The 25121-nt window shown below is 61.1% G+C and carries 23 protein-coding genes; 9 read left to right on the top strand and 14 right to left on the bottom strand.

Annotation, left to right across the window (positions count from 1 at the left end; all coding sequences use genetic code 11):
* Positions 1-5 precede the first annotated feature (5 nt).
* The gene (glnK, locus tag ACZRN6_RS22100; protein ID WP_002555808.1) at positions 6-344 is read right to left on the bottom strand and encodes a P-II family nitrogen regulator; all 339 of its coding nucleotides are present in this window, start codon (positions 342-344) and stop codon (positions 6-8) included.
* Between the two features lie 419 nt (positions 345-763).
* On the opposite strand from glnK, the gene ACZRN6_RS22095 reads away from it, so the two are divergent.
* Positions 764-1024, top strand: coding sequence for an accessory factor UbiK family protein (locus ACZRN6_RS22095; protein WP_003208783.1), 261 nt, complete (start codon positions 764-766; stop codon positions 1022-1024).
* A gap of 50 nt (positions 1025-1074) precedes the next feature.
* Here ACZRN6_RS22095 and cfa read toward each other — a convergent pair whose 3' ends face one another.
* Positions 1075-2187, bottom strand: a complete 1113-nt coding sequence (gene cfa, locus ACZRN6_RS22090) for a cyclopropane fatty acyl phospholipid synthase (RefSeq protein ID WP_464008842.1) — start codon at positions 2185-2187, stop codon at positions 1075-1077.
* 234 nt (positions 2188-2421) lie between these two features.
* Here cfa and ACZRN6_RS22085 point away from each other — a divergent pair, with 234 nt between their 5' ends.
* Both ACZRN6_RS22085 and ACZRN6_RS22080 read left to right on the top strand, forming a co-directional pair.
* Positions 2422-3330, top strand: a complete 909-nt coding sequence (locus ACZRN6_RS22085) for a LysR family transcriptional regulator (protein ID WP_322148379.1) — start codon at positions 2422-2424, stop codon at positions 3328-3330.
* A gap of 97 nt (positions 3331-3427) precedes the next feature.
* A complete protein-coding gene (locus tag ACZRN6_RS22080) occupies positions 3428-4924 on the top strand; it encodes a YifB family Mg chelatase-like AAA ATPase (protein WP_464008841.1) in 1497 nt (498 codons plus the stop codon).
* Here the strand turns inward: ACZRN6_RS22080 and ACZRN6_RS22075 are convergent.
* Complete coding sequence (locus ACZRN6_RS22075; RefSeq protein ID WP_464008840.1) at positions 4911-5495, bottom strand: TetR/AcrR family transcriptional regulator; 585 nt, start codon at positions 5493-5495, stop codon at positions 4911-4913. The genes ACZRN6_RS22080 and ACZRN6_RS22075 overlap by 14 nt on opposite strands.
* A 114-nt stretch (positions 5496-5609) precedes the next feature.
* Between ACZRN6_RS22075 and ACZRN6_RS22070 the strand changes: the two genes are divergently transcribed.
* Entirely contained in the window at positions 5610-6533 is a 924-nt protein-coding gene (locus ACZRN6_RS22070) for an ABC transporter six-transmembrane domain-containing protein (protein WP_464008839.1), read from the top strand.
* Between the two features lie 117 nt (positions 6534-6650).
* Here ACZRN6_RS22070 and ACZRN6_RS22065 read toward each other — a convergent pair whose 3' ends face one another.
* Positions 6651-8627 (bottom strand): methyl-accepting chemotaxis protein, encoded by a 1977-nt coding sequence (locus tag ACZRN6_RS22065; RefSeq protein ID WP_464008838.1) that lies wholly within the window; start codon positions 8625-8627, stop codon positions 6651-6653.
* Between the two features lie 179 nt (positions 8628-8806).
* A complete protein-coding gene (locus ACZRN6_RS22060; RefSeq protein ID WP_464008837.1) occupies positions 8807-9727 on the bottom strand; it encodes a LysR substrate-binding domain-containing protein in 921 nt (306 codons plus the stop codon).
* A 152-nt stretch (positions 9728-9879) separates the two neighbouring features.
* On the opposite strand from ACZRN6_RS22060, the gene ACZRN6_RS22055 reads away from it, so the two are divergent.
* Positions 9880-11283, top strand: a complete 1404-nt coding sequence (locus ACZRN6_RS22055; RefSeq protein ID WP_322148385.1) for a NorM family multidrug efflux MATE transporter — start codon at positions 9880-9882, stop codon at positions 11281-11283.
* 157 nt (positions 11284-11440) lie between these two features.
* Here ACZRN6_RS22055 and ACZRN6_RS22050 read toward each other — a convergent pair whose 3' ends face one another.
* The gene (locus ACZRN6_RS22050; RefSeq protein ID WP_322148386.1) at positions 11441-13111 is read right to left on the bottom strand and encodes a putative bifunctional diguanylate cyclase/phosphodiesterase; all 1671 of its coding nucleotides are present in this window, start codon (positions 13109-13111) and stop codon (positions 11441-11443) included.
* Positions 13112-13378: 267 nt separating this feature from the next.
* Here ACZRN6_RS22050 and rep point away from each other — a divergent pair, with 267 nt between their 5' ends.
* Together rep and ACZRN6_RS22040 are read left to right on the top strand one after the other, a co-directional pair.
* Entirely contained in the window at positions 13379-15388 is a 2010-nt protein-coding gene (rep, locus tag ACZRN6_RS22045; RefSeq protein ID WP_177086562.1) for a DNA helicase Rep, read from the top strand.
* A gap of 57 nt (positions 15389-15445) precedes the next feature.
* A complete protein-coding gene (locus ACZRN6_RS22040) occupies positions 15446-16018 on the top strand; it encodes a xanthine phosphoribosyltransferase (protein WP_008439415.1) in 573 nt (190 codons plus the stop codon).
* Positions 16019-16178: 160 nt separating this feature from the next.
* On the opposite strand, the gene ACZRN6_RS22035 is transcribed toward ACZRN6_RS22040, so the two are convergent.
* The 6 genes from ACZRN6_RS22035 to dadA all read right to left on the bottom strand — a co-directional run bounded on the left by ACZRN6_RS22035 (position 16179) and on the right by dadA (position 22283).
* Entirely contained in the window at positions 16179-18101 is a 1923-nt protein-coding gene (locus tag ACZRN6_RS22035; protein WP_322148387.1) for an acetyl-CoA hydrolase/transferase C-terminal domain-containing protein, read from the bottom strand.
* Positions 18102-18236: 135 nt separating this feature from the next.
* Positions 18237-18653, bottom strand: coding sequence for a c-type cytochrome (locus ACZRN6_RS22030; RefSeq protein WP_003208757.1), 417 nt, complete (start codon positions 18651-18653; stop codon positions 18237-18239).
* Between the two features lie 182 nt (positions 18654-18835).
* Positions 18836-19384, bottom strand: coding sequence for a cupin domain-containing protein (locus ACZRN6_RS22025; protein WP_003208755.1), 549 nt, complete (start codon positions 19382-19384; stop codon positions 18836-18838).
* A gap of 116 nt (positions 19385-19500) precedes the next feature.
* A complete protein-coding gene (gene alr, locus ACZRN6_RS22020; RefSeq protein WP_322148388.1) occupies positions 19501-20577 on the bottom strand; it encodes an alanine racemase in 1077 nt (358 codons plus the stop codon).
* Positions 20578-20656: 79 nt separating this feature from the next.
* Positions 20657-21010 (bottom strand): RidA family protein, encoded by a 354-nt coding sequence (locus tag ACZRN6_RS22015; protein WP_088422082.1) that lies wholly within the window; start codon positions 21008-21010, stop codon positions 20657-20659.
* Positions 20982-22283, bottom strand: coding sequence for a D-amino acid dehydrogenase (gene dadA / locus ACZRN6_RS22010; protein ID WP_464008836.1), 1302 nt, complete (start codon positions 22281-22283; stop codon positions 20982-20984). Before dadA ends, ACZRN6_RS22015 begins: the two co-directional genes overlap by 29 nt.
* A gap of 156 nt (positions 22284-22439) precedes the next feature.
* On the opposite strand from dadA, the gene ACZRN6_RS22005 reads away from it, so the two are divergent.
* Entirely contained in the window at positions 22440-22928 is a 489-nt protein-coding gene (locus ACZRN6_RS22005) for an Lrp/AsnC ligand binding domain-containing protein (RefSeq protein WP_003177284.1), read from the top strand.
* 62 nt (positions 22929-22990) lie between these two features.
* Here the strand turns inward: ACZRN6_RS22005 and ACZRN6_RS22000 are convergent, their stop codons facing one another.
* Positions 22991-23344: a YkgJ family cysteine cluster protein gene (locus tag ACZRN6_RS22000; protein ID WP_008439419.1), complete on the bottom strand. Its 354-nt coding sequence runs from the start codon at positions 23342-23344 to the stop codon at positions 22991-22993.
* 115 nt (positions 23345-23459) lie between these two features.
* Between ACZRN6_RS22000 and ACZRN6_RS21995 the strand changes: the two genes are divergently transcribed.
* Positions 23460-24752: an NAD(P)/FAD-dependent oxidoreductase gene (locus ACZRN6_RS21995; protein WP_322148391.1), complete on the top strand. Its 1293-nt coding sequence runs from the start codon at positions 23460-23462 to the stop codon at positions 24750-24752.
* Between the two features lies 1 nt (position 24753).
* On the opposite strand, the gene ACZRN6_RS21990 is transcribed toward ACZRN6_RS21995, so the two are convergent.
* Positions 24754-24990 (bottom strand): DUF1127 domain-containing protein, encoded by a 237-nt coding sequence (locus ACZRN6_RS21990; protein ID WP_464008835.1) that lies wholly within the window; start codon positions 24988-24990, stop codon positions 24754-24756.
* Positions 24991-25121: the final 131 nt, after the last annotated feature.

Here is a 25121-nt window from a genome sequence, read left to right as displayed (position 1 = left end):
GCGGCTTAGATTGCGTCGGTATCGGTTTCGCCGGTACGGATGCGAATAGCCTGTTCCAGATTGACCACGAAGATCTTGCCGTCACCGATTTTGCCGGTGTTGGCAGCCTTGGTTATCGCCTCGATAACCCGGTCAAGATCCTTGTCGTCAATGGCGACATCAATCTTCACCTTTGGCAGGAAATCGACCACGTATTCCGCGCCGCGATACAGCTCGGTGTGACCCTTCTGCCGACCGAAGCCTTTGACCTCAGTAACGGTAATGCCCTGCACGCCGATCTCGGACAGTGACTCGCGTACATCGTCCAACTTGAACGGCTTGATGATGGCAGTGACTAGCTTCATGAAAACTCTCTCCCGAATTGGTGGACTTGCCCCAGGAAAACAAACCCGTCTCAAGTCTAAGCGCAGTGCCTGGCTTTGTAACGCTTCGTCGCCTTGGCATTTGCCATTGCAACGCTCGCTAACCACTGGTGACGAAACCTACCCCGCTCCGTCGGCGCACTGCATCGTCACAGCGACTGCATCAGTGCATGGGTCATGATCGTCTAAGCAGAAAGCTTGCCAGCTCCGTAAAAATCACTGAAATCAGTCCTTTGTTCGCTTGCACACACCTGCCGGGCGCCACGGCGGCGAAGATACGCACGAAAACGGTGCGTGACCGCCCGGCCCGATGCGCGAAAAGCGTGCGCCGCAGCCGCTGGAAAAGACTATAGACGCTGCGTGATACACTGGCGGCCAACAGATTTTCCGGACTATTTCCCATGCTCGCGCCCAAAGACCTCCTCGACGCCCTGAGCGGCCACGCCTCCCGCCTGTTCAGCAGCGACACGCCGCTGCCGCGCAACGAAATTGAAAGCCAGTTCAAGGCATTGCTGCAAAGCGGTTTCAGCAAGCTGGACCTGGTCAGCCGGGAAGAGTTTGATAGCCAGATGGTGGTGTTGGCGCGCACTCGGGCGCGGTTGGAGAGCCTTGAGGCCAAGGTGGCGGAGCTGGAAGCGCGATTGACGCCGGCCGCCGAATAAACCGGCCAACCGGGGCAGGTTTCGCCTGCCCCATTAAGCCGTTGTAACCATCAACTTACCCGCTGATACCCGCCGACAACCCCCTTCTTCGACAATACCCACTGCCACAACTGGATATCCCGCGCGCGAAACGCACCGGCACACGACAGCAGGTAATAGCGCCACATCCGGTAGAAGCGCCGGCCGAAGGTTTCTGCAAAATCCGGCCAAGCCCGTTCGAAGTTCTCGCACCAGGCCATCAGCGTCTTGTCGTAATCAGCGCCAAAGTTGTGCAGATCCTCGACAACAAATAAACCGTCCACAGCGTCGCCAATCTGCCCGATCGAGGGCAAATCCCCGTTGGGGAAGATGTATTTGTCGATCCATGGGTCGGGCGTGCTGTTGCGCTGGTTCTTGCCGATGGTGTGCAACAGGAACAGCCCATCGTCTTTCAGGCAGCGGTTGGCCACCTCCATATACGTCCGATGGTTCTTGCGGCCCACATGCTCAAACATGCCGACGCTGGCAATGTGGTCGAATTGCTCGTCGATATCCCGATAGTCCTGCAGACGAAACTCGATCGGCAGATGGGCGTACTTGGCGCGGCCCCACTCTGCCTGCTCTTTGGAGATCGTCACGCCGACACACTCCACACCGTAATGCTCGGCGGCATGGCTCATGAAACTCCCCCAGCCACAGCCGATATCCAGCACGCGCAAGCCCGGCTTGAGGCCCAGTTTTCTGCAGATCAGGTCCAGTTTGGCGAACTGCGCCTGTTCCAGGGTGGTGGCGTCCTTCCAGTAGCCACAGGTGTAAGTCATACGCGAGTCGAGCATGCTCGCGTAGAAGTCGTTGCCGAGGTCGTAATGCGCCTCGCCGACTTGCCAGGCGCGCTTTTTGTTTTGCAGGTTCAGCCATCGGGAGCTGAATGCATGAAACAACAAGGTGGCCGGGTTGGCCTGGTCAATCACCCCGGAACGCATGAGCCGGTAGAAAAACTCATCCAGCGCCTCGACGTCCCAGCCGTCATCCATGTAGTTCTCGCCAAGGCCAAGGTTGCCTTTGGCCAGTGCCAGGTCGAACGTGTCACTGTGGTGCAGCTGCATATCCGCCGCCGACGACCCGTTGACCTCAATCTGCGCCTGCGCCAGCAACTCCCTTACGAAGCGCGCCCCCTGAGACATCTCATCAGAACCGGAAAAAGAATGACGCGTTTTGTTAAGCACAATTGCTCTCCAGAAATAGCGTTGCCTTTGATTCATACACTGCGAGAAATCTGGCCATGGAAGCGTCTGGCAAAGCCCTGTTGGCCTCACGGGGAACGCTGGCTGGGAACAGATGTAACAAATCTTATCCAGCCAATTTTTAAAGATATAATGAATTAATCTTATGAAAACCATGCGAAATTGGAATGCAACATGGACATCAGGGCACTGCGTTATTTCGTGGAAGTCGTGGACCAGCAGAGCTTCACCAAAGCCGCCGTGAGACTGCACCTCACCCAGCCGACGGTAAGCAAAATGGTGCAGCAGCTGGAGTCAAGCCTTGGCCTGAAGCTGCTCGACCGCATGGGAAAACGCTTCATCCTGACGGACGCCGGGCAGATTGTGCTCAAGCGCGCCAAGGAAATGATCGCGCTGCACGATGAAATGACCGTGGAGCTGCAAGACCTCCAGCAGGTAGAGCGCGGCGCTTTGCGCATGGGGCTTTCGCCCTCCACCCACCTGGCATTGGCACCCATCTTCGCGGCGTATCACGCCCGCTACCCGAAGATCGAACTGAAGCTTTTCGAAATCGGCGGCAACACCACCATCCAGGACCTGCGCCAGGGCACGCTGGAGTTCGGCACCATCCTGGACTCGCCGCGGGTGGCGGACATCTGGTCCGAATTCGAATCCATGCCTTTGTTTGAATCGCCGCTGTGCCTGCTCGCGCCCCATGACTCGCCCTGGCAAGGACGTAGCTCAGTAGAACTGAGCGAGCTGCAAGCCTGCGAATTCATCTTTTACGATGACACCTTCACCCTTAACCAATTTGTACTCGATGCGTGCGCCCAAGCCGGTTTTGTGCCGCGCATCAGCGGCCGCAGCAGCCAGTGGGACTTTATCGCCTCCCTGGTGCGGCTGGGTGTGGGCATCACCCTGCTGCCCCGGACGTTCTGCGACACCCTGGACGCCAGCCAATTCAGCATTGCGCAAATACAATCGCCGGCCCTGAACTGGCGGCTGATGCTGGCGTGGCGCAGGCAGTGCAAGCTGTCGTTTGCGGCGCAGGCGTGGTTGACGTTGGCGAAGGAGTTTTTGTGCGTGGCGCCATGTGACCAGTAGCACGATACGTTCTGTAAAACCTCGCTGCCGCGCTCGGCCAACGCTCAACTACCCTTGAAAAACCGCAGGAAGCGGCCACTCATTTCAAGGATCGAGCATGTCCCTCGCCATCGTCCACAGTCGCGCCCAGATAGGCGTCGAAGCGCCCGCCGTCACCGTCGAGGTGCACATGGCCAACGGCTTGCCGTCGCTGACGCTGGTGGGCCTGCCGGAAACCGCCGTCAAGGAAAGCAAAGACCGCGTGCGCAGCGCCATTCTCAACTCTGCGCTGCAATACCCGTCCCGCCGCATCACCCTCAACCTCGCGCCCGCCGACCTGCCCAAGGACGGCGGGCGTTTTGACTTGGCGATTGCCCTGGGGATTCTTGCCGCCAGTGTGCAGGTGCCAGCGCTGACCCTCGATAATGTGGAATGCCTGGGCGAGTTGGCGTTGTCCGGCGAGGTGCGCGCAGTAAAAGGGGTGTTGCCCGCTGCGCTGGCGGCGCGCAAGGCCGGGCGCACCTTGATCGTGCCTCGGGCGAATGCCGAAGAGGCGTGCCTGGCCTCGGGGTTGAAGGTGATTGCGGTGGATCATCTGCTGCAAGTGGTGGCGCACCTGAACGGTCATGTACCAATCGAACCCTTCGTTTCCAGTGGCCTGATGTACCTGAACAAGCCCTACCCCGACCTCAGTGAAGTGCAAGGCCAACTGGCGGCGAAGCGTGCGTTATTGATCGCCGCGGCGGGCGCTCACAACCTGCTGCTCAGTGGGCCGCCAGGCACCGGCAAGACCTTGCTCGCCAGCCGTCTGCCGGGGTTGTTGCCACCCTTGAGTGAACAGGAAGCGCTGGAGGTGGCGGCGATTCAGTCGGTGGTCAGCCTGGCGCCACTGAGCCATTGGCCGCACCGCCCGTTTCGCCAGCCGCACCATTCAGCATCAGGCCCGGCGCTGGTGGGCGGCGGCTCGAAACCGCAGCCGGGGGAAATTACCCTCGCCCATCACGGCGTGTTATTTCTCGACGAGTTGCCGGAGTTCGATCGCAAGGTCCTGGAGGTGCTGCGTGAGCCGCTGGAATCCGGGCATATCGTGATTTCCCGCGCCCGCGACCGGGTGAGTTTCCCGGCGCGCTTTCAGTTGGTGGCGGCAATGAACCCCTGCCCCTGCGGCTACGTGGGTGAGCCGAGCGGGCGTTGTCGCTGCACACCGGAGCAGATCCAGCGTTATCGCAACAAACTCTCGGGGCCGCTGCTGGACCGGATCGACCTGCACGTGACCGTCGCCCGGGAAAGCACCGCGCTGAACCCGGCCAAACAGTCCGGCGATGACACCGCCAGCGCGGCCATGCTCGTCGCCGAGGCTCGGGAGCGGCAACAACGGCGCCAGGGCTGCGCCAATGCGTTTCTCGACCTGCCGGGGCTACGCCAGCACTGCAAGCTGGAAAAAACCGACGAAGGCTGGCTGGAGAGCGCGTGCGAACGGCTGACGCTGTCGCTGCGGGCAGCCCATCGCTTGCTCAAGGTCGCGCGCACCCTGGCCGACCTGGAACAGGTGGAAGCCATTGCCCGCCATCATCTGGCGGAAGCCTTGCAGTACCGGCCCGCTAGCTCTTCCTAGGCAACGCCAGGAGCAACCCCGCCACTTCCATCACCTCATCCATCACCGCTTCAGCCGACTCAATGGAGGGTTTGAGCAACAGGTCATCGGCATAGCCCATGGCTACGGCGAACAATTGTCGCGCAGCGCGCTTGGGCGACTCACAGCGAAACACCTTGGCCGCTACACCTTGCTCGATGATCTCGGCGAGCATGGCTTGCCACTGGGCGTTGATCACCAGGTAAGCCTGGGCCAATGGCTCGTCGTGCATGGCTTCGTCCCAGGCATCCAGCCACAGCGCCCAACCGGCGTCTGCCGTGGAGGGCAAGCAGTCACGCAAAAAACCTTCGAGTGCTTGCAGCGGCGGTAGATCCACCAGTGGTGCGCGCACTTCGTCCAGTTGCTCATTGGCAAACCGCACGAACGCTTCGCGGCGCAGTTCTTTCCAATCGCTGAAGTAGTGATAGACATGGCTGCGAGACAGCCCGGCGTGCTCCGCCAGGTCACGGGTGGAAACATCGGCAAACCCCTTGCTGCGAAACAGCTCCAGGGCGGCGGCGATGATCTGGTCTTTACGGTCGATACGCAACATGAGGCCTTTCCTTCAGGCACCGGCAGATCGGCGGCGCTTGCTTTTTGAGCGGTCGCTCAAGGATACTTGAGCAGTCGCTCAATACTAGCGCTTATCTCACCCTTGGTGCACCCCATGTCATCCGTAACACCGCAAATCCTGATCGAACAAAGCAAAAAGATCGGGCAACAATCCGCCAGCCAAACCCTCAAGGCGATTGCCAAGGCGTATCCCGGCAAGCTGTTCTGCACCTTGTCGCTGGTGGCGCTGGAGAACGCACTGCTGCTGGCCTACCCGCTGTTTGCCGGGTTCGCGGTGGACTCAATTATCCGTGGCGACGCCGGCAGTGCGCTGTTCTACGCCGCCGTGGTGCTGGCGTTCTGGGTAGTCGGGGCGGCGCGACGGGCGCTGGATACGCGCACCTTCACCCGTATCTACGCCGACCTCGCAGTGCCGGTGATTCTCAACCAGCGCCTGCAAAACCACAGCACATCACGGGCCGCGGCGCGGGTGGTGCTGGCGCGGGACTTTGTGGACTTCTTCGAAAAACACGTGCCAACCATCGCGACGGCGCTGGTGTCCATCGTTGGTGCGGCGGTGATGTTGTTGGTGATCGAGCCGTGGATCGGCCTCGCGTGCCTGAGTGCGCTGGTGCTGTGCACCACCCTGCTGCCACGCTTTGCCCGGCGCAATCAGGAGTTGCATGAGCGCCTGAATGACCGCCTGGAAAAGGAAATCGGCCTGGTGGAAAAGGTCGGTGCGCAGACCTTGCAGCGGCACTACCAGGTGCTGTCACGCCTGCGCATCTGGCTATCGGACCGCGAGGCCGCAGCGTTCCTGTTTATCGGCACGCTGGCGGCACTGCTGTTTGTGGTTGCGATCAGCCAGTTGGCGCTGTCGCCGGCGGTCAAGGCCGGCCACGTGTATGCGGTGATGACTTACCTGTGGACCTTTGTCAGCAGCCTGGATGAGGCGCCAGGGATGGTCGACCAACTGGCGCGCCTCAAGGACATTGGCAAGCGTGTGGACCCGGGGCTGGGCGACCGATCCGAAGTTTGAGGCGTCGGGTCGGCCGTCATCGCGGGCAAGCCCGGCTCCCACAGTCGACCGTGTACTCCAGAACAACGTGGTCAACTGTGGGAGCGGGCTTGCCCGCGATGAGGCCCGAACAGTCAATCAACGAAACCGGTCAACCTCATGCCGCAAGCCTGCCGCCAGGGTTTCCAGTTCCTTGGCGGTAATCGCCAGGTTCGACACCACTTCACGCTGTTCGCTGTTGGCCAGGGCAATGCTCTGCAGGTTGCTGCTCAACAAGGTCGCGGTGCTGCTCTGTTCCTGGGTGGCGGTGGTAATCGCGGCGAACTGCTGGCCCGCCGAGCGGCTTTGCTCATCAATCCGCGCCAGCGCCGATGCCACATCAGCATTGCGCGCCAGGCCTTCCTGCATCAGCACGTTGCCTTGCTCCATGGTGCTGATGGCGTTGCCGGTTTCCTGCTGGATACTCTGGATCATCACGGAAATCTCATCGGTAGCCTGACGGGTACGCGAGGCAAGGTTGCGCACCTCATCGGCGACCACCGCGAACCCACGCCCCTGCTCACCGGCCCGCGCCGCCTCGATGGCGGCGTTGAGCGCCAGCAGGTTGGTCTGTTCGGCAATCGCGGTGATCACCCCGACGATCCCGCCGATTTCCTGGGAGCGCTGGCCCAGGGTGTTGATCACCGTGGCCGTGCTGTTCAGCGCAGTGGCGATGTGCTCCAGGGACGACGACGCTTCTTGCATCGAGGTGCGGCCGATCTTGGTTTGCTGGGCATTGTCCTGCGCCAGGCGCTCGGTGTTGCCCATGTTGTCGGCAATGTTCAGCGAGGTGGCGCTGAACTCTTCCACCGCGCCGGCCATGCTGGTGATCTCGCCAGACTGCTGCTCCATGCCCTCATACGCGCCGCCAGACAAACCCGACAGCGCCTGGGCGCGGCTGTTGACGTCTTCAGCCGCCTTGCGAATGTGCGACACCATGGTCGACAGCGCTTCGCCCATCTGGTTGAAACTGCGGGCCAACTGGCCGATTTCGTCATGGCTGGAAACGTTCAGGCGCGCACTCAAATCACCGGCGCCCAGGGCTTCGGCCTGACGCACCAGATCGCCCAAAGGCTGCAACTTGCTGCGCAGCAACCAGACCGCCGCGCCCACCGCCAGCAGCATCGCAAGCAAGCTGCCGATCACCAGGCGAATACCCACCGACCAGGTCACCGCGCGAATTTCGGCTTTTGGCATGCTCGCCACCACCGACCACGGGCCGCCTTCAAAGGGCACCGCAACGCTGTAGAAGTCTTCGTTTTTGTCGCTCCAGAAACGGCCATTGCCGGGTTTGGCGGCCAGGTCGAGCATCACCGGAATCGATTGATCCAGCGCCTGCACACCAGCCGGCGGCACCAGCCAATGTTTCTGTTCATCCAGCAGCGCCAGGGAACCAGTCTGGCCGATGCGGAAGCGCTTGAGGTTGTCGAACTGGGCGTTCTGCGCGTCGGTGTAATCGAAACCGACAAACAGCACCGCAATCACTTTGCCGCTGGCATCACGCACCGGGCTGTATTGGGTCATGTAGGAGCGATCGAACAACACCGCACGGCCGACGTAACCCTGCCCGCCGAGCAGACGTTGATACGCCGGATGCTGATGATCCAGCGCCGTGCCGATGGCGCGGCTGCCGTCTTGTTTGGTCAGGGACGTGCTGACGCGAATAAAGTCTTCGCCGCTGCGCACGAACAAGGTCGCCACGCCGCCGGACATCTGCTTGAACTCATCCACTTCAGCGAAGTTGTTGTTCAGCACTTCCTCGCCCAGGTACAGCCCTGGCGTCCGCACACCCGCCACCGTCACCGGTTGCTCTGGGCGCACACTCAAGCCGGCGCTGAAGCGCTTTTCAAACAGCCCGCTCAAACGCTGGGTACTTTCGCGCAGGGTGCTGTGGAAGGTGTTGAGTTGGTCTGCCAGCAACCGGGCCTCGCTGGCCAGGTGCTCCTCGCGGGTGTCGAGGTTGGCGGAGTCCAGTGAACGCAGGGCGAACACCGTGCTGCCGCTGATGACGACAGCCAGTATCACGGCGAGGGCAAGGCCCAATTGGGAGGCGATCCGGGCGCGAGGTTGAGACATGAAGGCTCCTGGCCGAGGCCAGGATCATCCTGATCTCATAGCGCTGCTCGGCATAATTCTAATAGGGGAAACGTTGTAGAACGGTAGTTCCAACAACCCTACTTCGGCGGGCAGGCTCAATACTTGAGCGATTCACAGGGGTATCACGCAAACGATTGCCCCCCCAGCGCACCCTCAGCTCAATCCAGGCGCTGCACCCGAGGCAATTCCATCGCCTGCACCTCACCCTGGAGGAAGTCCGCCAGCCTTCGCAGACGTTCACCACCGGGCCGGGTTTTCGGCCACACCAAATAGTAATTTTCCCCACTGGCCACAGCGGTTGGCCACGGCAGGCTAAGGCGGCCCTGGGCCACGTCTTCGGCCACCATCAACAAGTCGCCCATGGACACGCCGTAGCCCCGGGCGGCGGCGATCATGCCCAACTCCAATGTGTCGAACACCTGGCCGCCCTTGAGCGACACCTGGGATGACAGTTCCATGCGCTCCAGCCAATAGCGCCAGTCGCGCCGGTCGGGCGTCGGGTGCAGCAATTCGGCAGTTGCCAGCCGTGCAACGTCCCAGGGGCCGTCACTCAACAAGTTGGGTGCGCCCACCGGAATCAGCAGCTCCGGGAACAGGTAGCTGGCTTCCCAGTCCGGCGGAAAATGGCCATTGCTCAACAACACCGCACAATCGAACGGCTCCTGGTTGAAGTCCACCTCGTCGACGCTCATCCAGGCGCTGGTCAGTTGCACTTCATTGCCCGGCTGCAAATGCCGGAAGCGACTGAGCCGCGCCAGCAGCCAGCGCATGGTCAGGGTGGACGGCGCCTTCATCCGCAGGATGTCGTCCTCCGTATTCAGCGTATGGCAAGCGCGCTCCAGCGCCGCAAACCCTTCACGCACGCCCGGCAACAACAGGCGCGCCGCCTCGGTGAGCTGCAAGATGCGGCCGCTGCGCTGGAACAGGCGGCAGGCAAAATGCTCCTCCAGGGTACGAATGTGCCGGCTCACCGCACTTTGCGTGATCGACAACTCTTCCGCCGCCCGGGTGAACGAGTTGTAGCGAGAGGCAGCTTCAAACGCGCGCAAGGCGTAAAGAGGAGGAAGACGACGAGACATGCTGAAAGCTCCGACGGCGCAATCCTGGAACCCTACCAGAATCACTCAAGCATGAGTTTTAATCATGCGAGCCATCGGATTTATCCCTTTGTGCAATGCGCTGCGAGCGCCGAGAATCAACCCTTCCACCCTTCCCTGAATTTTTGAGCGTGATGATCATGCAGCATCCGGCACGTACCGAACTCTGGGCCATTCTGCGGCTGTCAGGGCCGCTGATTGCCTCACAGTTGGCCCACATGCTGATGGTGCTGACCGACACCCTGATGATGGCCCGCCTGAGCCCCGAGGCCCTGGCCGGCGGCGGCCTGGGTGCAGCGAGCTATTCGTTCGTGTCGATTTTCTGCATCGGCGTGATCGCGGCCGTGGGCACATTGGTAGCTATCCGCCAGGGTGCGGGCGACATCGAAGGCGCTACCCGGCTGACCCAGGCCGGGCTGTGGCTGGCCTGGTTGATGGCGCTGGTGGCCGGCCTGCTGTTGTGGAACCTCAAGCCGGTGTTGCTGATGTTCGGCCAGACCGAAACCAACGTCGCGTCCGCCGGGCAGTTCCTGACCATCCTGCCGTTCGCCCTGCCCGGCTACCTGACGTTCATGGCTTTGCGCGGCTTCACCAGTGCAATCGGCAAGGCTACGCCGGTAATGGTCATCAGCCTGTGCGGCACGGTGATCAACTACCTGCTCAACCACGCCTTGATCGAAGGCATGTTCGGGCTGCCGAAACTCGGGCTGGTGGGCATTGGCCTGGTCACAGCCATTGTCGCCAACTGCATGGCCCTGGCGTTGATGTGGTACATCAAATACAACCGCGCCTACGACGCGTACCCGCTGCGTAAAGGCCTGCTGCGGCCCAACCTGCATTACCTGCGGGAACTGTGGCGCCTGGGCCTGCCGATTGGCGGCACCTACGCGGTGGAGGTCGGGCTGTTTGCGTTCGCGGCGTTGTGCATGGGCACCATGGGCAGCACGCAATTGGCTGCGCACCAGATTGCCCTGCAGATTGTGTCGGTGGCGTTCATGGTGCCGGCGGGCATGTCCTACGCGATCACCATGCGCATCGGCCAGCATTTCGGTGCCGGCAACCTGTTGCAAGCGCGCCTGGCCGGGCGGGTTGGCATCGGCTTTGGCGGGCTGGTGATGCTGGGCTTTGCCGCGGTGCTGTGGTTGTTCTCGCATCAACTGATCAGCTTGTTCCTCGACCAGCATGACCCGGCGTTTCGCGATGTGATCAACCTGGCGGTCAGCCTGCTGGCGGTGGCTGCGTGGTTTGAGCTGTTCGACGGCGTGCAGACCATCGCCATGGGCTGCATTCGCGGGCTCAAGGATGCCAAGACCACATTTTTGGTCGGGTTGGGTTGCTACTGGCTGATCGGCGCACCGGCCGCGTGGCTGATGGCGTTTAACCTCAGCGGCGGGCCAACCGGCGTGTGGTGGGGCCTGGCCCTGGGCCTGGCATGCGCGGCAGTGAGCCTGACCTGGGCGTTTGAACGCAAGATGAAGCGGATGATTCGCCAGGAGCCTGAAACCCAACGTGGGTTTCAAGCCGCACAGCCTGAGTAACGACTGTACTCGGTCAGTGTAGGAGTTGGCTTATGTGGGAGCCGGGCTTGCCCGCGATGCAGGCACCTCGGTAGGTCAGACACACCGCGGTGATACTATCGCAGGCAAGCCAGCTCCCACAAAAGCGGGCTCCCACAGTTTGATCGGGTTTACACAGTCAGATCACGCCGCCCACCAACTCCTGGCTGTCACCAAACGTCAGGTATTCCACCAGTTCGGCCAACGGCAACGGCTTGCTGATCAGGTAGCCCTGGGCCTGATCACAGCCGAACAGCCGCAACAACGCCAGTTGCTCTGCGGTTTCCACGCCCTCAGCCACTACCTCCAGGTTCAGGTTGTGCGCCAGGTTGATCATGGCGTGGACCAACTTGCGGTTTTCTTCACGCTCTTCCATGCCACCAACAAAGCTCTTGTCGATCTTCAGCAAGGCAATCGGCAGGCTGTTCAGGTGCACGAACGACGAGAAGCCGGTGCCGAAGTCATCCAGGGAAAAGCGCACGCCCAGCCGGCCAAGGGCGTCCATGGTCTGCTTGACCAGGTCGCTGCGGCGCATCACGGCGGTTTCCGTCAGTTCAAACTCCAGCCACTGGGCTTCCACGCCGCGCTCGGCAATCAGCCGGCTGAGGGTGCTGAGTAATTGGCTGTCCTGGAACTGGCGGAACGACAGGTTGACCGCCATGTGCAACGGCGCAATCCCGCGCGCGCGCAGGTCCTGCATGTCGCGCAGGGCCCGGGAGATCACCCAGTAGCCCAGCGGCACGATCAAGCCGCTCTGCTCGGCCAGTGGCACGAATTCACTCGGAGGCAATAGGCCGCGCTCACCGTGGCGCCAACGCACCAGCGCTTCGAGGCCGACGATATGCCCATCGTCCAGGTCCAGCCGGGGCTGGTAATGCAGTTCCAGTTCGTCACGGCGCAAGGCCCGGCGCAGTTCGCTTTCAAGGTCGGCGAGGCTGCGGGCATTGCGGTTGATGCGTTCGTTGAAGATATGAAAGGTGCAGCCCTGGGTGCTCTTGGCTTGCTGCATGGCGATGTGGGCGTGCCACATCAGCGGGTCGGCGCCAGCCTTGGCGCGGGCATGGGCCACGCCGAGGCTGCAACCGATCAGCAGGCTTTCGCCATCCACCCAATACGGTTCGGCCATCGCCTCGACGATGCGCTCGGCCATCCATTCGGCGCGCTGGGGCGCACGGCGGGTATCGATCAGCAGGGCGAATTCATCGCTGCCCAGGCGTGCCAGTTGATCGCCGGCTTCCAATTGGCTCTTGAGCCGCGACACCACTTGCAGGATCAGCCGGTCGCCAGCCTGGTGGCCGAGGGCATCATTGGCATGGCGGAAGTTGTCCAGGTCGAGGTGACCGAGGGCCACGCCACGGCCTTCGTTTTCCGCCAGGCGGGCGGTCAACAGGGTCTGGAAACCCTGACGGTTGGCGATGCCGGTCAGCGGGTCTTGCTCGGCCAGGCGTTGCAGGGTGTTTTCCAACACACCGCGCTCACGCACATGCCGCAGACAGCGGCGCAATGTATCCGCATCCAATACATTCAGGATCAGCCAGTCGCTGACGCCCAGGGGAGAAACCAACGGTTCCTCTTCCAACAGCAATACGGTGGGCAAGCTGCAACGACCGGGGCCGGGCTGAAGGTTGGCTGTGGTCAACAACACCGCACTGTGATTGTCATCGAACAGATTGCTCACAGACTCCCAGTTTGGTGCGCTGATCAGCACAGCACCGTCGCCCATCGGCGCCAGGCACTCGCGCAATAACGCTGCCCACGCCGGCGTATCGGCCAGTAGCAGCAAACGCAAGGGTTCGACAGGCGTAGACAAGCTAGCTCCCTAGACTCTGCAAAATTTCGTTGGCGGCGGGCATTATGACGTGCGGCCAGATAATGACCAATGATATGGGTTATCAAATACGCACTGTGCGGCTCTAGAGCGAACAATAGTCCTAAATACCCTGTACATCCTGCGGCAAAGTAACAAAACCGGCAAATTTAGATCGAGCGGTACGTCACACTGTCGTTCAGAGGCAGCAGAATCTTGCCAGCCTGTTAAAATGCCCGCCCTTTTGATCAATGACTTCCAAAATTTCGTATGTCCCGACTCAATCCCCGGCAGCAAGAAGCCGTGAACTACGTCGGCGGCCCTCTATTGGTGCTCGCCGGTGCCGGTTCCGGCAAGACCAGCGTGATCACCCGCAAGATCGCGCACCTGATCCAGAGCTGTGGCATCCGCGCCCAGTACATCGTCGCCATGACCTTTACCAACAAGGCGGCGCGGGAAATGAAAGAGCGTGTCGGCACCCTGCTCAAGGGTGGCGAAGGCCGTGGCCTCACCGTGTGTACCTTCCACAACCTGGGGCTGAACATCATCCGCAAGGAGCATGTGCGCCTGGGCTACAAGCCGGGCTTCTCGATCTTTGACGAGACAGACGTCAAGGCCTTGATGACCGACATCATGCAAAAGGAATACGCGGGCGACGACGGCGTCGACGAGATCAAGAACATGATCGGCTCGTGGAAAAACGACCTGATCCTGCCCGCCGAAGCCCTGGAAGCCGCGCGCAACCCCAAGGAACAGACTGCCGCCATCGTCTACACCCACTACCAGCGCACGCTCAAGGCGTTCAACGCGGTGGACTTCGACGACCTGATCCTGCTGCCGGTAAAGCTGTTCCAGGAACACGCCGACATCCTCGAAAAGTGGCAGAACAAAGTCCGCTACCTGCTGGTGGACGAATACCAGGACACCAACGCCAGCCAATACCTGCTGGTGAAGCTGTTGATCGGCACGCGCAACCAGTTCACCGTCGTGGGCGATGACGACCAGTCGATCTACGCCTGGCGCGGTGCCCGCCCGGAAAACCTGATGCTGCTCAAGGACGATTACCCGTCCCTTAAAGTGGTGATGCTGGAGCAGAACTACCGCTCCACCAGCCGCATCCTGCGTTGCGCCAACGTGCTGATCTCCAACAACCCCCACGAGTTTGAAAAACAGCTGTGGAGCGAGATGGGCCACGGCGACGAGATCCGCGTGATCCGCTGCCGCAACGAAGACGCCGAAGCCGAACGCGTGGCCGTCGAACTGCTGACCCTGCACCTGCGCACCGACCGGCCCTACAGCGACTTTGCGATTTTGTACCGCGGCAACTACCAGGCCAAGCTGATCGAGCTGAAGCTGCAGCACCACCAGATTCCGTATCGCCTGTCGGGCGGCAACAGCTTTTTCGGACGCCAGGAAGTGAAAGACCTGATGGCCTACTTCCGGTTGATCGTGAACCCGGATGACGACAACGCCTTCCTGCGGGTGATCAACGTCCCACGCCGGGAAATCGGTTCGACTACCTTGGAAAAGCTCGGTAACTACGCCACCGAACGCAAGATCTCGATGTACGCCGCCACCGATGAAATCGGCCTGGGCGAGCACCTCGATACCCGCTTCACCGATCGCCTGGCGCGCTTCAAACGCTTCATGGACAAGGTGCGCGAGCAGTGTTCCGGCGAAGACCCGATCAGCGCCTTGCGCAGCATGGTCATGGACATCGACTACGAGAACTGGCTGCGCACCAACAGCTCCAGCGACAAGGCTGCCGATTACCGCATGGGCAACGTGTGGTTCCTGATCGAGGCGTTGAAAAACACCCTGGAGAAGGACGAAGAAGGCGAGATGACCGTCGAAGACGCCATCGGCAAGCTGGTTTTGCGCGACATGCTTGAACGCCAGCAGGAAGAAGAAGACGGCGCCGAAGGCGTGCAGATGATGACCTTGCATGCCTCCAAGGGGCTGGAATTTCCCTACGTGTTCATCATGGGCATGGAAGAAGAAATCCTGCCACACCGCTCCAGCATCGAAGCCGACACCATCGAGGAAGAACGGCGTCTGGCCTACGTGGGCATTACCCGCGCGCGTCAGACGTTGGCCTTTACCTTTGCCGCCAAGCGCAAGCAGTACGGCGAGATCATCGATTGTGCCCCGAGCCGGTTCCTCGACGAACTGCCGCCGGACGACCTGGCGTGGGAAGGCAACGACGACACACCGACCGAAGTCAAAGCCGTTCGCGGCAACACCGCCCTGGCGGATATACGCGCGATGTTAAAGCGCTAGAATCGACTACTTTTTAATCTACTTTCGGCGCGTGTTGCGCCAACAGAGGAAGCTTTCGTGGAAGCACTGCACAAGAAAATTCGCGAAGAAGGCATCGTGCTTTCCGATCAGGTACTCAAGGTCGACGCCTTTCTGAACCACCAGATCGACCCGGCGCTGATGAAACTGATCGGTGACGAATTCGCTGCGTTGTTCAAGGATTCGGGCATTACCAAGATCGTCACCATTGAAGCCTCGGGCATTGCGCCGGCGATCATGACCGGCCTGAACCTGGGCGTGCCGGTGATCTTCGCGCGTAAGCAGCAGTCCCTGACCCTGACCGAAAACCTGCTGTCGGCGACGGTGTATTCCTTCACCAAGAAAACCGAAAGCACCGTGGCAATTTCCCCGCGCCACCTGACCAGCAGCGACCGCGTGCTGATCATCGATGACTTTTTGGCCAATGGTAAGGCGTCCCAGGCGCTTATTTCGATCATCAAGCAGGCCGGCGCAACCGTCGCAGGCCTGGGGATTGTGATCGAGAAGTCATTCCAGGGTGGCCGTGCGGAGCTGGATGCGCAGGGTTATCGGGTTGAGTCGCTGGCGCGGGTTCAGTCGCTGGCGGGTGGTGTGGTGACCTTCATCGAGTAATTTGCAGCGCTGCAAATCCCGAGTGAACACAATTCAAAATGTGGGAGCTGGCTTGCCTGCGATGCAGGCACCTCGGTACTTCATTCATACCGAGTTGATGCTATCGCAGGCAAGCCAGCTCCCACAAAAGCCAGCTCCCACATTTGATTTGTGGTGTTTGTTAGTGTGCAGTGGCCTGTAGGCCGGCGAGCAGCAGGCGCTGATACAAGTCCTCCTTCAACCCCTCCGGCTTATCCAGCCGCATCCGCACCAAATGCTCGGGAAACGCCTCCGGCTGCGGTGCATCCAGCGCCGCCTTGCCCAGCTCCAGAATCTCCGTCAGCTTGAATTTGCTCTTGAGCCAGTTCAACGCCCGCAACAAATCCCGCTCTTGCTCGGTGAAATCACACCCCAACGGATACTCCGGGAACAACCGTGGGTGCCGCGCCTGAATCGCCTGCAACCGCTGCGGCGTGTTGTCGGCAAACCGCGGATCCAGCTGGAAGTCCTTCGGTAATTTCCCGGCCTTTTGCGCCTGTTCGATCAGGTCCTCCTGGAACCGTGAGTCGGTGATATTCAGCAACGCCTCGATCACCTTGGCATCGGTCTGCCCGCGCAAATCCGCAATGCCGTATTCGGTGATGACGATGTCCCGCAGGTGCCGAGGAATGGTGCAGTGCCCGTACTCCCAGACAATATTGGAACTGACGTCACCACCCGATTCACGCCAGCTGCGCAGGATCAGGATCGAGCGCGCGCCTTCCAGCGCATGGCCTTGGGCGACGAAGTTGTATTGCCCGCCAACGCCACTGAGCACGCGACCGTCTTCCAACTGGTCGGCGACGCCCGCGCCCATCAGGGTCACGGTAAACGCGCTGTTGATAAACCGCGCATCCAGGCGCTGCAAACGCTTGAGTTCTTCCTGCCCGTACAGCTCGTTGATGTAGCTGATGCGGGTCATGTTGAATTCCAGGCGCTTGCTCTGTGGCAAGTCCCGCAAGCGCTCGTAGAAACTGCGCGGCCCGAGAAAAAAGCCGCCATGCACAGAAATCCCGTCGGTCTGCGCCGCTTCGTCCAGGGTGCCGGCGTTGGCCCGCTCCTGAGTCGCCACGTCCGGGTACACCTTGCGCCGTAAAATCCCGGCATCAGCCAGCACCAGCAGGCCGTTGACGAACATTTCGCTGCAACCGTACAGGCCACGGGCGAACGGCGCGACGCCGCCTTCATGGCTGATCAGCGGCGCCCATTGGTACACATCCAGGTCGGTGAGCAACAGGCGATACGCCTCGTTATCCGCCTGGCGCGCCAGCAAGGCCGCGGTCAGCGCATCGCCCATGGAGCCGATGCCGATCTGCAAGGTGCCGCCGTCGCGTACCAGGGTGCTGGCGTGCAGACCGATAAAGTGGTCCTGGAAACCCACCGGCATGTTCGGGGTGGAGAACAGCGTGGTGCTGTCCTTCTCGTCGATCAGGAAGTCGAATTCGTCCATGCCCAGTTCGGCGTCGCCGGGCATGTAGGGCAAATCACTGTGCACCTGGCCCACCACCAGAATGGTCTCACCGGCCTCGCGGCGCTTGGCGATCATCGGCAACAGGTCGAGGGTAATGTCGGGGTTGCAGCTCAGGCTCAGGCGGTCCGGGTGTTCGGCGCTGCTGGCGACCAGTTGTGCCACCAGGTTCAGGCCAGCGGCGTTGATGTCCCGGGCGGCGTGGCTGTAGTTGCTGCTGACGTAATCCTGCTGCGCCGAAAGGCTGTGGAGCAAACTGCCGGGCTGCATGAAGAACTGCTGCACACGGATGTTGGCGGGCAGGTTGTCCTTGCGCAGCGCAGCGAGGAAATCCAGCTCGGGATAGTCACCAAAAACCCGTTCGATAAAGGGTTCGAGAAAGCGCTTCTGCAAACCATCGCCCAAGGTGGGACGGCCCAGCGCCAAGGCGGTGTAGATCGTGAGCGCCCGGTCCGGCAACTTGGCGATGCGCCGGTACAGCGCATTGACGAACAGGTTGGGTTTACCCAGGCCCAGGGGCAAGCCCATGTGAATATGCGCCGGCAACCGTGCCAGTACGTCGTCGACCGCTTGCTCGATTGAACACAACTGCACCATCCGACTTCTCCCGAACATTCCATGAATTGGGGTTGGACCGAGCTTGCCGGGTCTTTGCTGCAAAGAACAGCCTCAAAAGGCAAATCGCAGGCACAAAAAAGCCGCTGGTCAGCGGCTTTTTTGGCGAAGATCGGTTTATTTCAGACCCGACATCTTCTCGATCGCGCCTTTCAGCTCGGCATCCGAGCAGTCGGCACAGGTGCCTTTTGGCGGCATGGCGTTCAGGCCGGTAATGGCCTTGGCCAGCAGGCCGTCGAGGCCACCCTGGTGGTCTGCGCGGTCTTTCCAGGCGGCGGTGTCGCCAATTTTCGGCGCGCCCAACAGGCCGGTACCGTGGCAAGCGTTGCAGTGTTTGGCGATCACATCATCCGGCGATTTCGCGCCACCGCCGCCGCCCGCAGCCACTGCCACTTCCATCCCCTTGCACTCTTGGCCCTGGACGCAGACTTGGCCGACCGGCTCCAGGCGTTTGGCAATTTCATCATTGGTCGCAGCTTGAGCGCTGACAGCCCATAGGGCCAGTACGGTTGCTGGTGCAGCCAGCATTTTCATAATTAGGTTCACGCGTTCACCCTCAATGGTGGCTATTCACGCCTGCGGCCACGGTTTCGCAGGCGGCGAAAGTATAACGGTTAGCCCGTCCCGCCGAAACAACCCTATTAACCAAAGGGAGATTCAGCAGGGCGGAATGCAGCTACGGGTGTCTCTGCGACATAGGCAGGACGCCTCTTTTCTTAAAAGTTCGCGGGTGTGGCTGCGCTGATTAGTCGCGCCGGCACTTCGAACGGATTGCGAAAACGGTGCGGCTTGGTGCTTTCAAAGTAGTAGCTATCGCCGGCTTCGAGCACAAAAGTTTCAAGGCCCACTACCAGCTCCAGGCGACCTTCCACCAGGATCCCGGTTTCCTCGCCCTCATGGGTGAGCATCTCTTCGCCGGTATCAGCACCTGGCGGGTAGATCTCGTTGAGGAACGCAATCGCCCGGCTCGGGTGCGCGCGGCCCACCAGTTTCATGGTGACGGCGCCGTCTGAGATGTCGATCAGCTCATTGGCTTTATAGACGATCTGGGTCGGTTTTTCCTGGAGGATCTCCTCGGAAAAGAACTCCACCATCGACATGGGAATGCCGCCCAGCACCTTGCGCAAGGAGCTGATGGAGGGGCTGACACTATTTTTTTCGATCATCGAAATGGTGCTGTTGGTGACGCCCGCGCGCTTGGCAAGCTCACGCTGGGAAAGACCTTTCAGTTTACGGATGGATTGCAGTCGTTCGCCGACGTCCAATGCAGGAGCCTCCTAGGATTCAGGCGTTGTTGTAATTGAGCGTTATCATGGCGACAGCGTTCAGTATTTACAACACTTTGGCCTAAATCCCGGGATCTGCCATTCGTGGGTGCCGCTCAAGCGCCGGAATAGAGCCGTGGCACTCGGCGCAGGTTGCAGAAGATCTGGTAGGGAATAGTGTCGGCGGCGGTGGCAACGTCACTGGCGAGGATGTTTTTGCCCCACAACTCGACGGTGGAACCGAGCCCAGCCTGGGGCACATCGGTCAGGTCGATACACAGCATGTCCATCGACACACGGCCCAGCAACTGGCTGCGCTGGCCGGCCACGAGCACCGGGGTGCCGGTCGGCGCGTGGCGCGGGTAGCCGTCGGCGTAGCCCATGGCAACTACCCCGATGCGCATTGGTTTGGGGGTGATGAACCTGGCGCCGTAGCCCACAGGTTCGCCGGCCGGCAGTTCACGTACGCAGATGACTTTCGATTCAAGGGTCATCACCGGCTGCAAACGCGCGGCGATGGCCTGGTCTTCGCCAAACGGCGTGGCGCCGTAGAGCATGATGCCAGGGCGTACCCAGTCGCTGGCAACGCTCGGCCAGCCCAGCACCGACGGCGAATTGCGCAGGCTGACCTGGGCCGACAAGCCCTGGCGCGCCGCTTCAAACACCGCTACTTGCTCTTCGCTGCTGGTGCTGTCCAGCTCATCGGCGCGGGCGAAGTGGCTCATCAGCACGATCTTCGCGACTTTGCCGCTGGCCAGCAGGCGCTGGTAGGCGTCGTGGTAGTCCTTGGGGTGCAAGCCAACACGGTGCATGCCCGAATCGAGCTTGAGCCACACGGTCAGCGGCTTGCTGAGTTGCGCCTGTTCAATCGCGTCCAGCTGCCACAGCGAATGCACCACGCACCACAAATCATGCTCGATGATCAGCGGCAGCTCGTCGGCTTCAAAAAAGCCTTCGAGCAACAACACCGGCCCGCGAATCCCGGCGGCCCGCAGCTCCAGCGCTTCCTCGATGCACGCCACGGCAAACCCGTCCGCCTCGGCTTCCAGCGCCTGGGCCACGCGCACGGCACCGTGGCCGTAGGCGTCCGCCTTGATCACGGCGAGGGCCTTGGCCCCACCCGTGACTTCACGGGCCAGTTGGTAGTTATGGCGCAGGGCTTGGAGGTCGATCAGGGCACGGGCAGGACGCATGGCGGCAGGCTTCTAGGCGGCGGTGAGAAGAAAAAACCGGCACCTGCTGACAACGCGGGCACCGGGAGAGGAGTTTTGCTTAAGGCAGAGCAGCCACAACCGACAGCTCGACCAGGATTTGCGGTTCGCAGAGCTTCGCTTCAACCGTGGCACGGGCCGGCGCGACGCCTTTTGGCAGCCACTTGTCCCATACCGCGTTCATCCCGGCGAAATCGGCGTCGATGTCTTTCAGGTAGATGGTCACCGACAGCAACTTGCTCTTGTCGGTGCCGGCCAGGTCCAGCAAACGCTCGATATTGACGAGGGTTTCGCGGGTCTGCTGCTCGATCCCGGCACTCATGTCGTCGCCGACTTGCCCTGCCAGATACACGGTACCGCTGTGAACAACGATCTGGCTCATGCGCTCATTGGTGAGCTGGCGCTGGATTGACATGTTTTGCGGACTCCTGGTGGTTGCCGTAACGGGAAATATCGAGGCCTGCAGCGCTGATCTGCGGGGTTTTCTTCGCGATCAAGTCCGCCAGCAAACGACCAGAGCCACAGGCCATGGTCCAGCCGAGGGTGCCGTGGCCGGTGTTCAGGAACAGGTTTTTGAACGGGGTCGCACCCACGATCGGCGTGCCGTCCGGGGTGGTCGGGCGCAGGCCGGTCCAGAAACTGGCCTGGCTCAAGTCACCGCCCTGAGGATAAAGGTCGTTGACGATCATCTCCAGGGTTTCCCGCCGACGCGGGTTCAGCGACAGGTCAAAACCGGCTATTTCAGCCATGCCACCGACGCGAATGCGGTTGTCGAAACGGGTGATCGCGACCTTGTAGGTCTCATCGAGAATGGTCGAGGTCGGGGCCATCGCCGGGTTGGTGATCGGCACGGTCATCGAGTAACCCTTGAGCGGGTACACCGGCGCCTTGATTCCCAGTGGCTTGAGCAGTTTCGGCGAGTAGCTGCCGAGGGCCAGCACGTAGCGGTCGGCAGTTTCCAGCTTGCCGTCGACCCACACGCCGTTGATCCGGTCACCCGCGTAGTCCAGGCGCTGGATATCTTGCTCGAAGCGGAATTCGACACCCAGTTGCTTGCACATCTCGGCAAGGCGGGTGGTAAACATCTGGCAGTCGCCGGTCTGGTCGTTCGGCAGGCGCAGGGCACCGGCGAGAATGTCGGTGACGCTGGCCAGGGCCGGCTCGACGCGGGCAATGCCGGCGCGGTCCAGCAGTTCGTAAGGCACACCGGATTCTTTCAATACCGCGATGTCCTTGGCGGCACTATCAAGCTGGGCCTGGGTGCGGAACAGTTGCGTAGTCCCCAGGGTACGGCCTTCGTAGGCAATGCCAGTCTCGGCGCGCAGTTCGTCCATGCAATCGCGGCTGTACTCGGACAGGCGCACCATGCGCTCCTTGTTCACCGCATAACGGCTGGCGGTGCAATTGCGCAGCATCTGCGCCATCCACAGGTATTGGTCGATATCGGCGGTGGCCTTGATCGCCAGCGGCGCATGGCGCTCCAGCAGCCATTTGATGGCCTTGAGCGGCACACCTGGTGCAGCCCATGGCGAGGCGTAGCCCGGCGAGATTTGCCCGGCGTTGGCAAAACTGGTCTCCATGGCCACGGCCGGCTGACGGTCGACCACGACCACTTCAAAACCAGCTCGTGCCAAATAGTAGGCACTGGCCACGCCAATGACACCGCTACCCAAGACCAGAACGCGCATTTTTATTCCCTCATCACGGCCAGACCGCTGACGTTTGTTGTTCAGCACAAAGATGTGGGCAGTATAAAAAGCAATCACCAGTGCATTTCACTATATAACTGCCTATATTTGGCGACAATTCTCGGCAAAAACCCTTTTCACGGAGGAGCATCCCCTATGCGGACCAACACTCAGACCAAGCGGGAACTGGACAAGATCGACCGCAACATCCTGCGTATCCTGCAGGCCGACGGGCGAATTTCGTTTACTGAGCTGGGGGAAAAGGTCGGCCTGTCGACCACGCCGTGCACTGAGCGCGTCCGGCGCCTGGAGCGCGAAGGGATCATCATGGGCTATAACGCCCGGCTCAATCCGCAGCATTTGAAGGGCAGTTTGCTGGTGTTTGTCGAGATCAGCCTGGACTACAAGTCTGGCGACACCTTTGAAGAATTCCGACGCGCCGTATTGAAGCTGCCCCACGTGCTGGAGTGCCATCTGGTGTCAGGGGATTTCGATTACCTGGTGAAGGCGCGGATCTCGGAAATGGCGTCGTACCGCAAATTACTCGGCGATATCCTGCTCAAGCTGCCCCACGTACGGGAGTCCAAGAGCTATATCGTGATGGAAGAGGTAAAGGAGAGCTTGAGCCTGCCGATCCCCGATTGAGCCAGCACCACGACTCAATGTGGGAGCGAGCAAGCCGGCCCCACACGGTTGGACCAGGGCCCCTAGACCAGCACTTGCCGCGTGCTCGCCATGTACGCGTGAATCTGCTTTTCCACCCTCGGGTGGATCAACTCCACCGGGCGGCGGTCGTTGGGGCAAGGCAAGGTCGGCGTGGTGCCGAACAGGCGGCAAATCAGTGGACGCTCGTCGTACACGGTGCAGCCGTTGGGCCCCAGGTGCACGCAGTTGAGTTCGTCCATCGCCGCTTCCTGCTCGGCGGCAGTCTTGCGCGGCAGGCGCGACATTTCCTCGGTGGACGTGGTCACCGGCCCGCAGCAGTCGTGGCAACCCGGGACGCACTCGAACGAGGGAATCTGCCGGCGCAGCGCGTTGACTTTCTGACTGTTGCAACTCATTGACACACGGACCGAACGGCAAATAGGCGTGGATTCTGCCCTAAAAGCCCGCGGTGAGACAGCTTCGTCCGACCGCTGTATCCTGCGTCAAATTTTCCAAACAGGGATGCTCCCCATGACCGCCAGCGCCCGGCACGCCAATTCCTACTACGCCGCCAGCAGTTTCCCGCAGCCTGATTATCCGGTGCTGAAAGGTGAAATCGTGGCCGATGTGTGCGTGGTCGGCGGCGGCTTTTCAGGGCTGAATACCGCCCTGGAACTGGCCGAGCGTGGTTTCAGCGTGGTCCTGCTGGAGGCCCGCAAAATTGCCTGGGGCGCCAGCGGGCGCAATGGCGGGCAACTGATTCGTGGCGTCGGTCATGGCCTGGATCAGTTCACCAACGTCATCGGCACCGAGGGTGTGCGCCAGATGAAACTGATGGGACTGGAAGCCGTGGAAATCGTGCGCCAGCGGGTCGAACGTTCGCAGATCGCCTGCGACCTGACCTGGGGCTACTGCGACCTGGCCAACAAACCCCGCGACCTGGAACACCTGGCCGCCGATGCCGAAGAGCTGCGAAGCCTCGGTTACCGCCACGAAGTGCGCCTGCTGCAAGCGGGCGAAATGCCCAGCGTGATCGGTTCCAACCGCTATGTGGGCGGCATGATCGACATGGGCTCCGGCCACCTGCACCCGCTGAACCTGGCCCTCGGCGAAGCGGCTGCCGCGCAGCAACTGGGTGTGCAGTTGTTCGAGCATTCCGAGGCGGTGCGCATCGACTACGGCCCAGAGGTCAACGTTCACACAGCCTTTGGCAACGTACGCGCCAAGACCTTGGTGCTGGGCTGCAACGCCTATTTAAACGGTCTCAACCCGCACCTGAGCGGCAAGGTGCTGCCCGCCGGCAGCTACATCATCGCCACCGAGCCATTGAGCGAAGCCCAGGCGGGCGAATTGCTCCCACAAAACATGGCGGTGTGTGACCAACGGGTGACAGTGGACTACTTCCGGCTGTCCGCTGACCGACGCTTGCTGTTCGGCGGCGCCTGCCATTATTCCGGACGCGACCCACAGGACATCGGCGCCTACATGCGTCCGAAGATGCTGCAGGTGTTCCCGCAATTGGCCAACGTGAAAATCGATTACCAGTGGGGCGGCATGATCGGCATCGGCGCCAACCGCCTGCCGCAAATCGGCCGGCTGGCCGACCAACCCAACGTGTATTTCGCCCAGGCCTATGCCGGCCACGGCCTCAATGCCACCCACTTGGCGGGCAAACTGCTGGGCGAAGCCATCAGCGGCCAGCAAAGCGGGCGGTTCGACCTGTTTGCCAAAGTGCCACACATCACCTTCCCCGGCGGCAAGCATTTGCGCTCGCCGCTGTTGGCGCTGGGAATGCTCTGGCATCGGTTGAAAGAACTGGCCTGAATCAACCGCGCCAGAAGGGTTTTACGCCCTCCCGGCGCGCCTGTTCGGCACTCAGGCCCACGTCACGCAGCTGCTCCGGGGTCAGTCCCAGCAAGGTCTTGCGCGTGTGCATGCGGCGCCAGAACATCGCCCATGAACCCAGTACAGGGGCCGTCATACGCGCCCCCATGCGCCGCTCCTGCCCAGCTTCCAGCTCCTGACTGTGTAGCGCCAACCGCACATCGCTCAAACCGCTCATTTTCCTGCCCCTCATTTACGTATTGCCATGAGTACGTAGCAACTGTGTTCTCAAGCCAAATGCGCGGCAGCCTTCAAGGCTTCGCGCATTCTTGCGTTAAGCATGGTGACCAGCTTGCGAGCAGCGGCTAC

It is taken from the genome of Pseudomonas sp. A125 (assembly GCF_055409485.1).
This window is presented reverse-complemented; position numbering and strand designations above follow the sequence as displayed.

Coding starts and splice junctions, on each gene's coding strand:
- ACZRN6_RS21995 (WP_322148391.1), top strand. CDS start 23,460: ATGACCGCCAGCGCCCGGCACGCCAATTCCTACTACGCCGCCAGCAGT.
- ACZRN6_RS22095 (WP_003208783.1), top strand. CDS start 764: ATGCTCGCGCCCAAAGACCTCCTCGACGCCCTGAGCGGCCACGCCTCC.
- ACZRN6_RS22015 (WP_088422082.1), bottom strand. CDS start 21,010: ATGTCAATCCAGCGCCAGCTCACCAATGAGCGCATGAGCCAGATCGTT.
- ACZRN6_RS22030 (WP_003208757.1), bottom strand. CDS start 18,653: ATGAAAATGCTGGCTGCACCAGCAACCGTACTGGCCCTATGGGCTGTC.
- ACZRN6_RS22085 (WP_322148379.1), top strand. CDS start 2,422: ATGGACATCAGGGCACTGCGTTATTTCGTGGAAGTCGTGGACCAGCAG.
- ACZRN6_RS22075 (WP_464008840.1), bottom strand. CDS start 5,495: ATGTTGCGTATCGACCGTAAAGACCAGATCATCGCCGCCGCCCTGGAG.
- ACZRN6_RS22055 (WP_322148385.1), top strand. CDS start 9,880: ATGATCATGCAGCATCCGGCACGTACCGAACTCTGGGCCATTCTGCGG.
- alr (WP_322148388.1), bottom strand. CDS start 20,577: ATGCGTCCTGCCCGTGCCCTGATCGACCTCCAAGCCCTGCGCCATAAC.
- ACZRN6_RS22070 (WP_464008839.1), top strand. CDS start 5,610: ATGTCATCCGTAACACCGCAAATCCTGATCGAACAAAGCAAAAAGATC.
- rep (WP_177086562.1), top strand. CDS start 13,379: ATGTCCCGACTCAATCCCCGGCAGCAAGAAGCCGTGAACTACGTCGGC.
- ACZRN6_RS22060 (WP_464008837.1), bottom strand. CDS start 9,727: ATGTCTCGTCGTCTTCCTCCTCTTTACGCCTTGCGCGCGTTTGAAGCT.
- ACZRN6_RS21990 (WP_464008835.1), bottom strand. CDS start 24,990: ATGAGCGGTTTGAGCGATGTGCGGTTGGCGCTACACAGTCAGGAGCTG.
- cfa (WP_464008842.1), bottom strand. CDS start 2,187: ATGTCTCAGGGGGCGCGCTTCGTAAGGGAGTTGCTGGCGCAGGCGCAG.
- ACZRN6_RS22005 (WP_003177284.1), top strand. CDS start 22,440: ATGCGGACCAACACTCAGACCAAGCGGGAACTGGACAAGATCGACCGC.
- ACZRN6_RS22065 (WP_464008838.1), bottom strand. CDS start 8,627: ATGTCTCAACCTCGCGCCCGGATCGCCTCCCAATTGGGCCTTGCCCTC.
- dadA (WP_464008836.1), bottom strand. CDS start 22,283: ATGCGCGTTCTGGTCTTGGGTAGCGGTGTCATTGGCGTGGCCAGTGCC.
- ACZRN6_RS22080 (WP_464008841.1), top strand. CDS start 3,428: ATGTCCCTCGCCATCGTCCACAGTCGCGCCCAGATAGGCGTCGAAGCG.
- ACZRN6_RS22035 (WP_322148387.1), bottom strand. CDS start 18,101: ATGGTGCAGTTGTGTTCAATCGAGCAAGCGGTCGACGACGTACTGGCA.
- ACZRN6_RS22000 (WP_008439419.1), bottom strand. CDS start 23,344: ATGAGTTGCAACAGTCAGAAAGTCAACGCGCTGCGCCGGCAGATTCCC.
- glnK (WP_002555808.1), bottom strand. CDS start 344: ATGAAGCTAGTCACTGCCATCATCAAGCCGTTCAAGTTGGACGATGTA.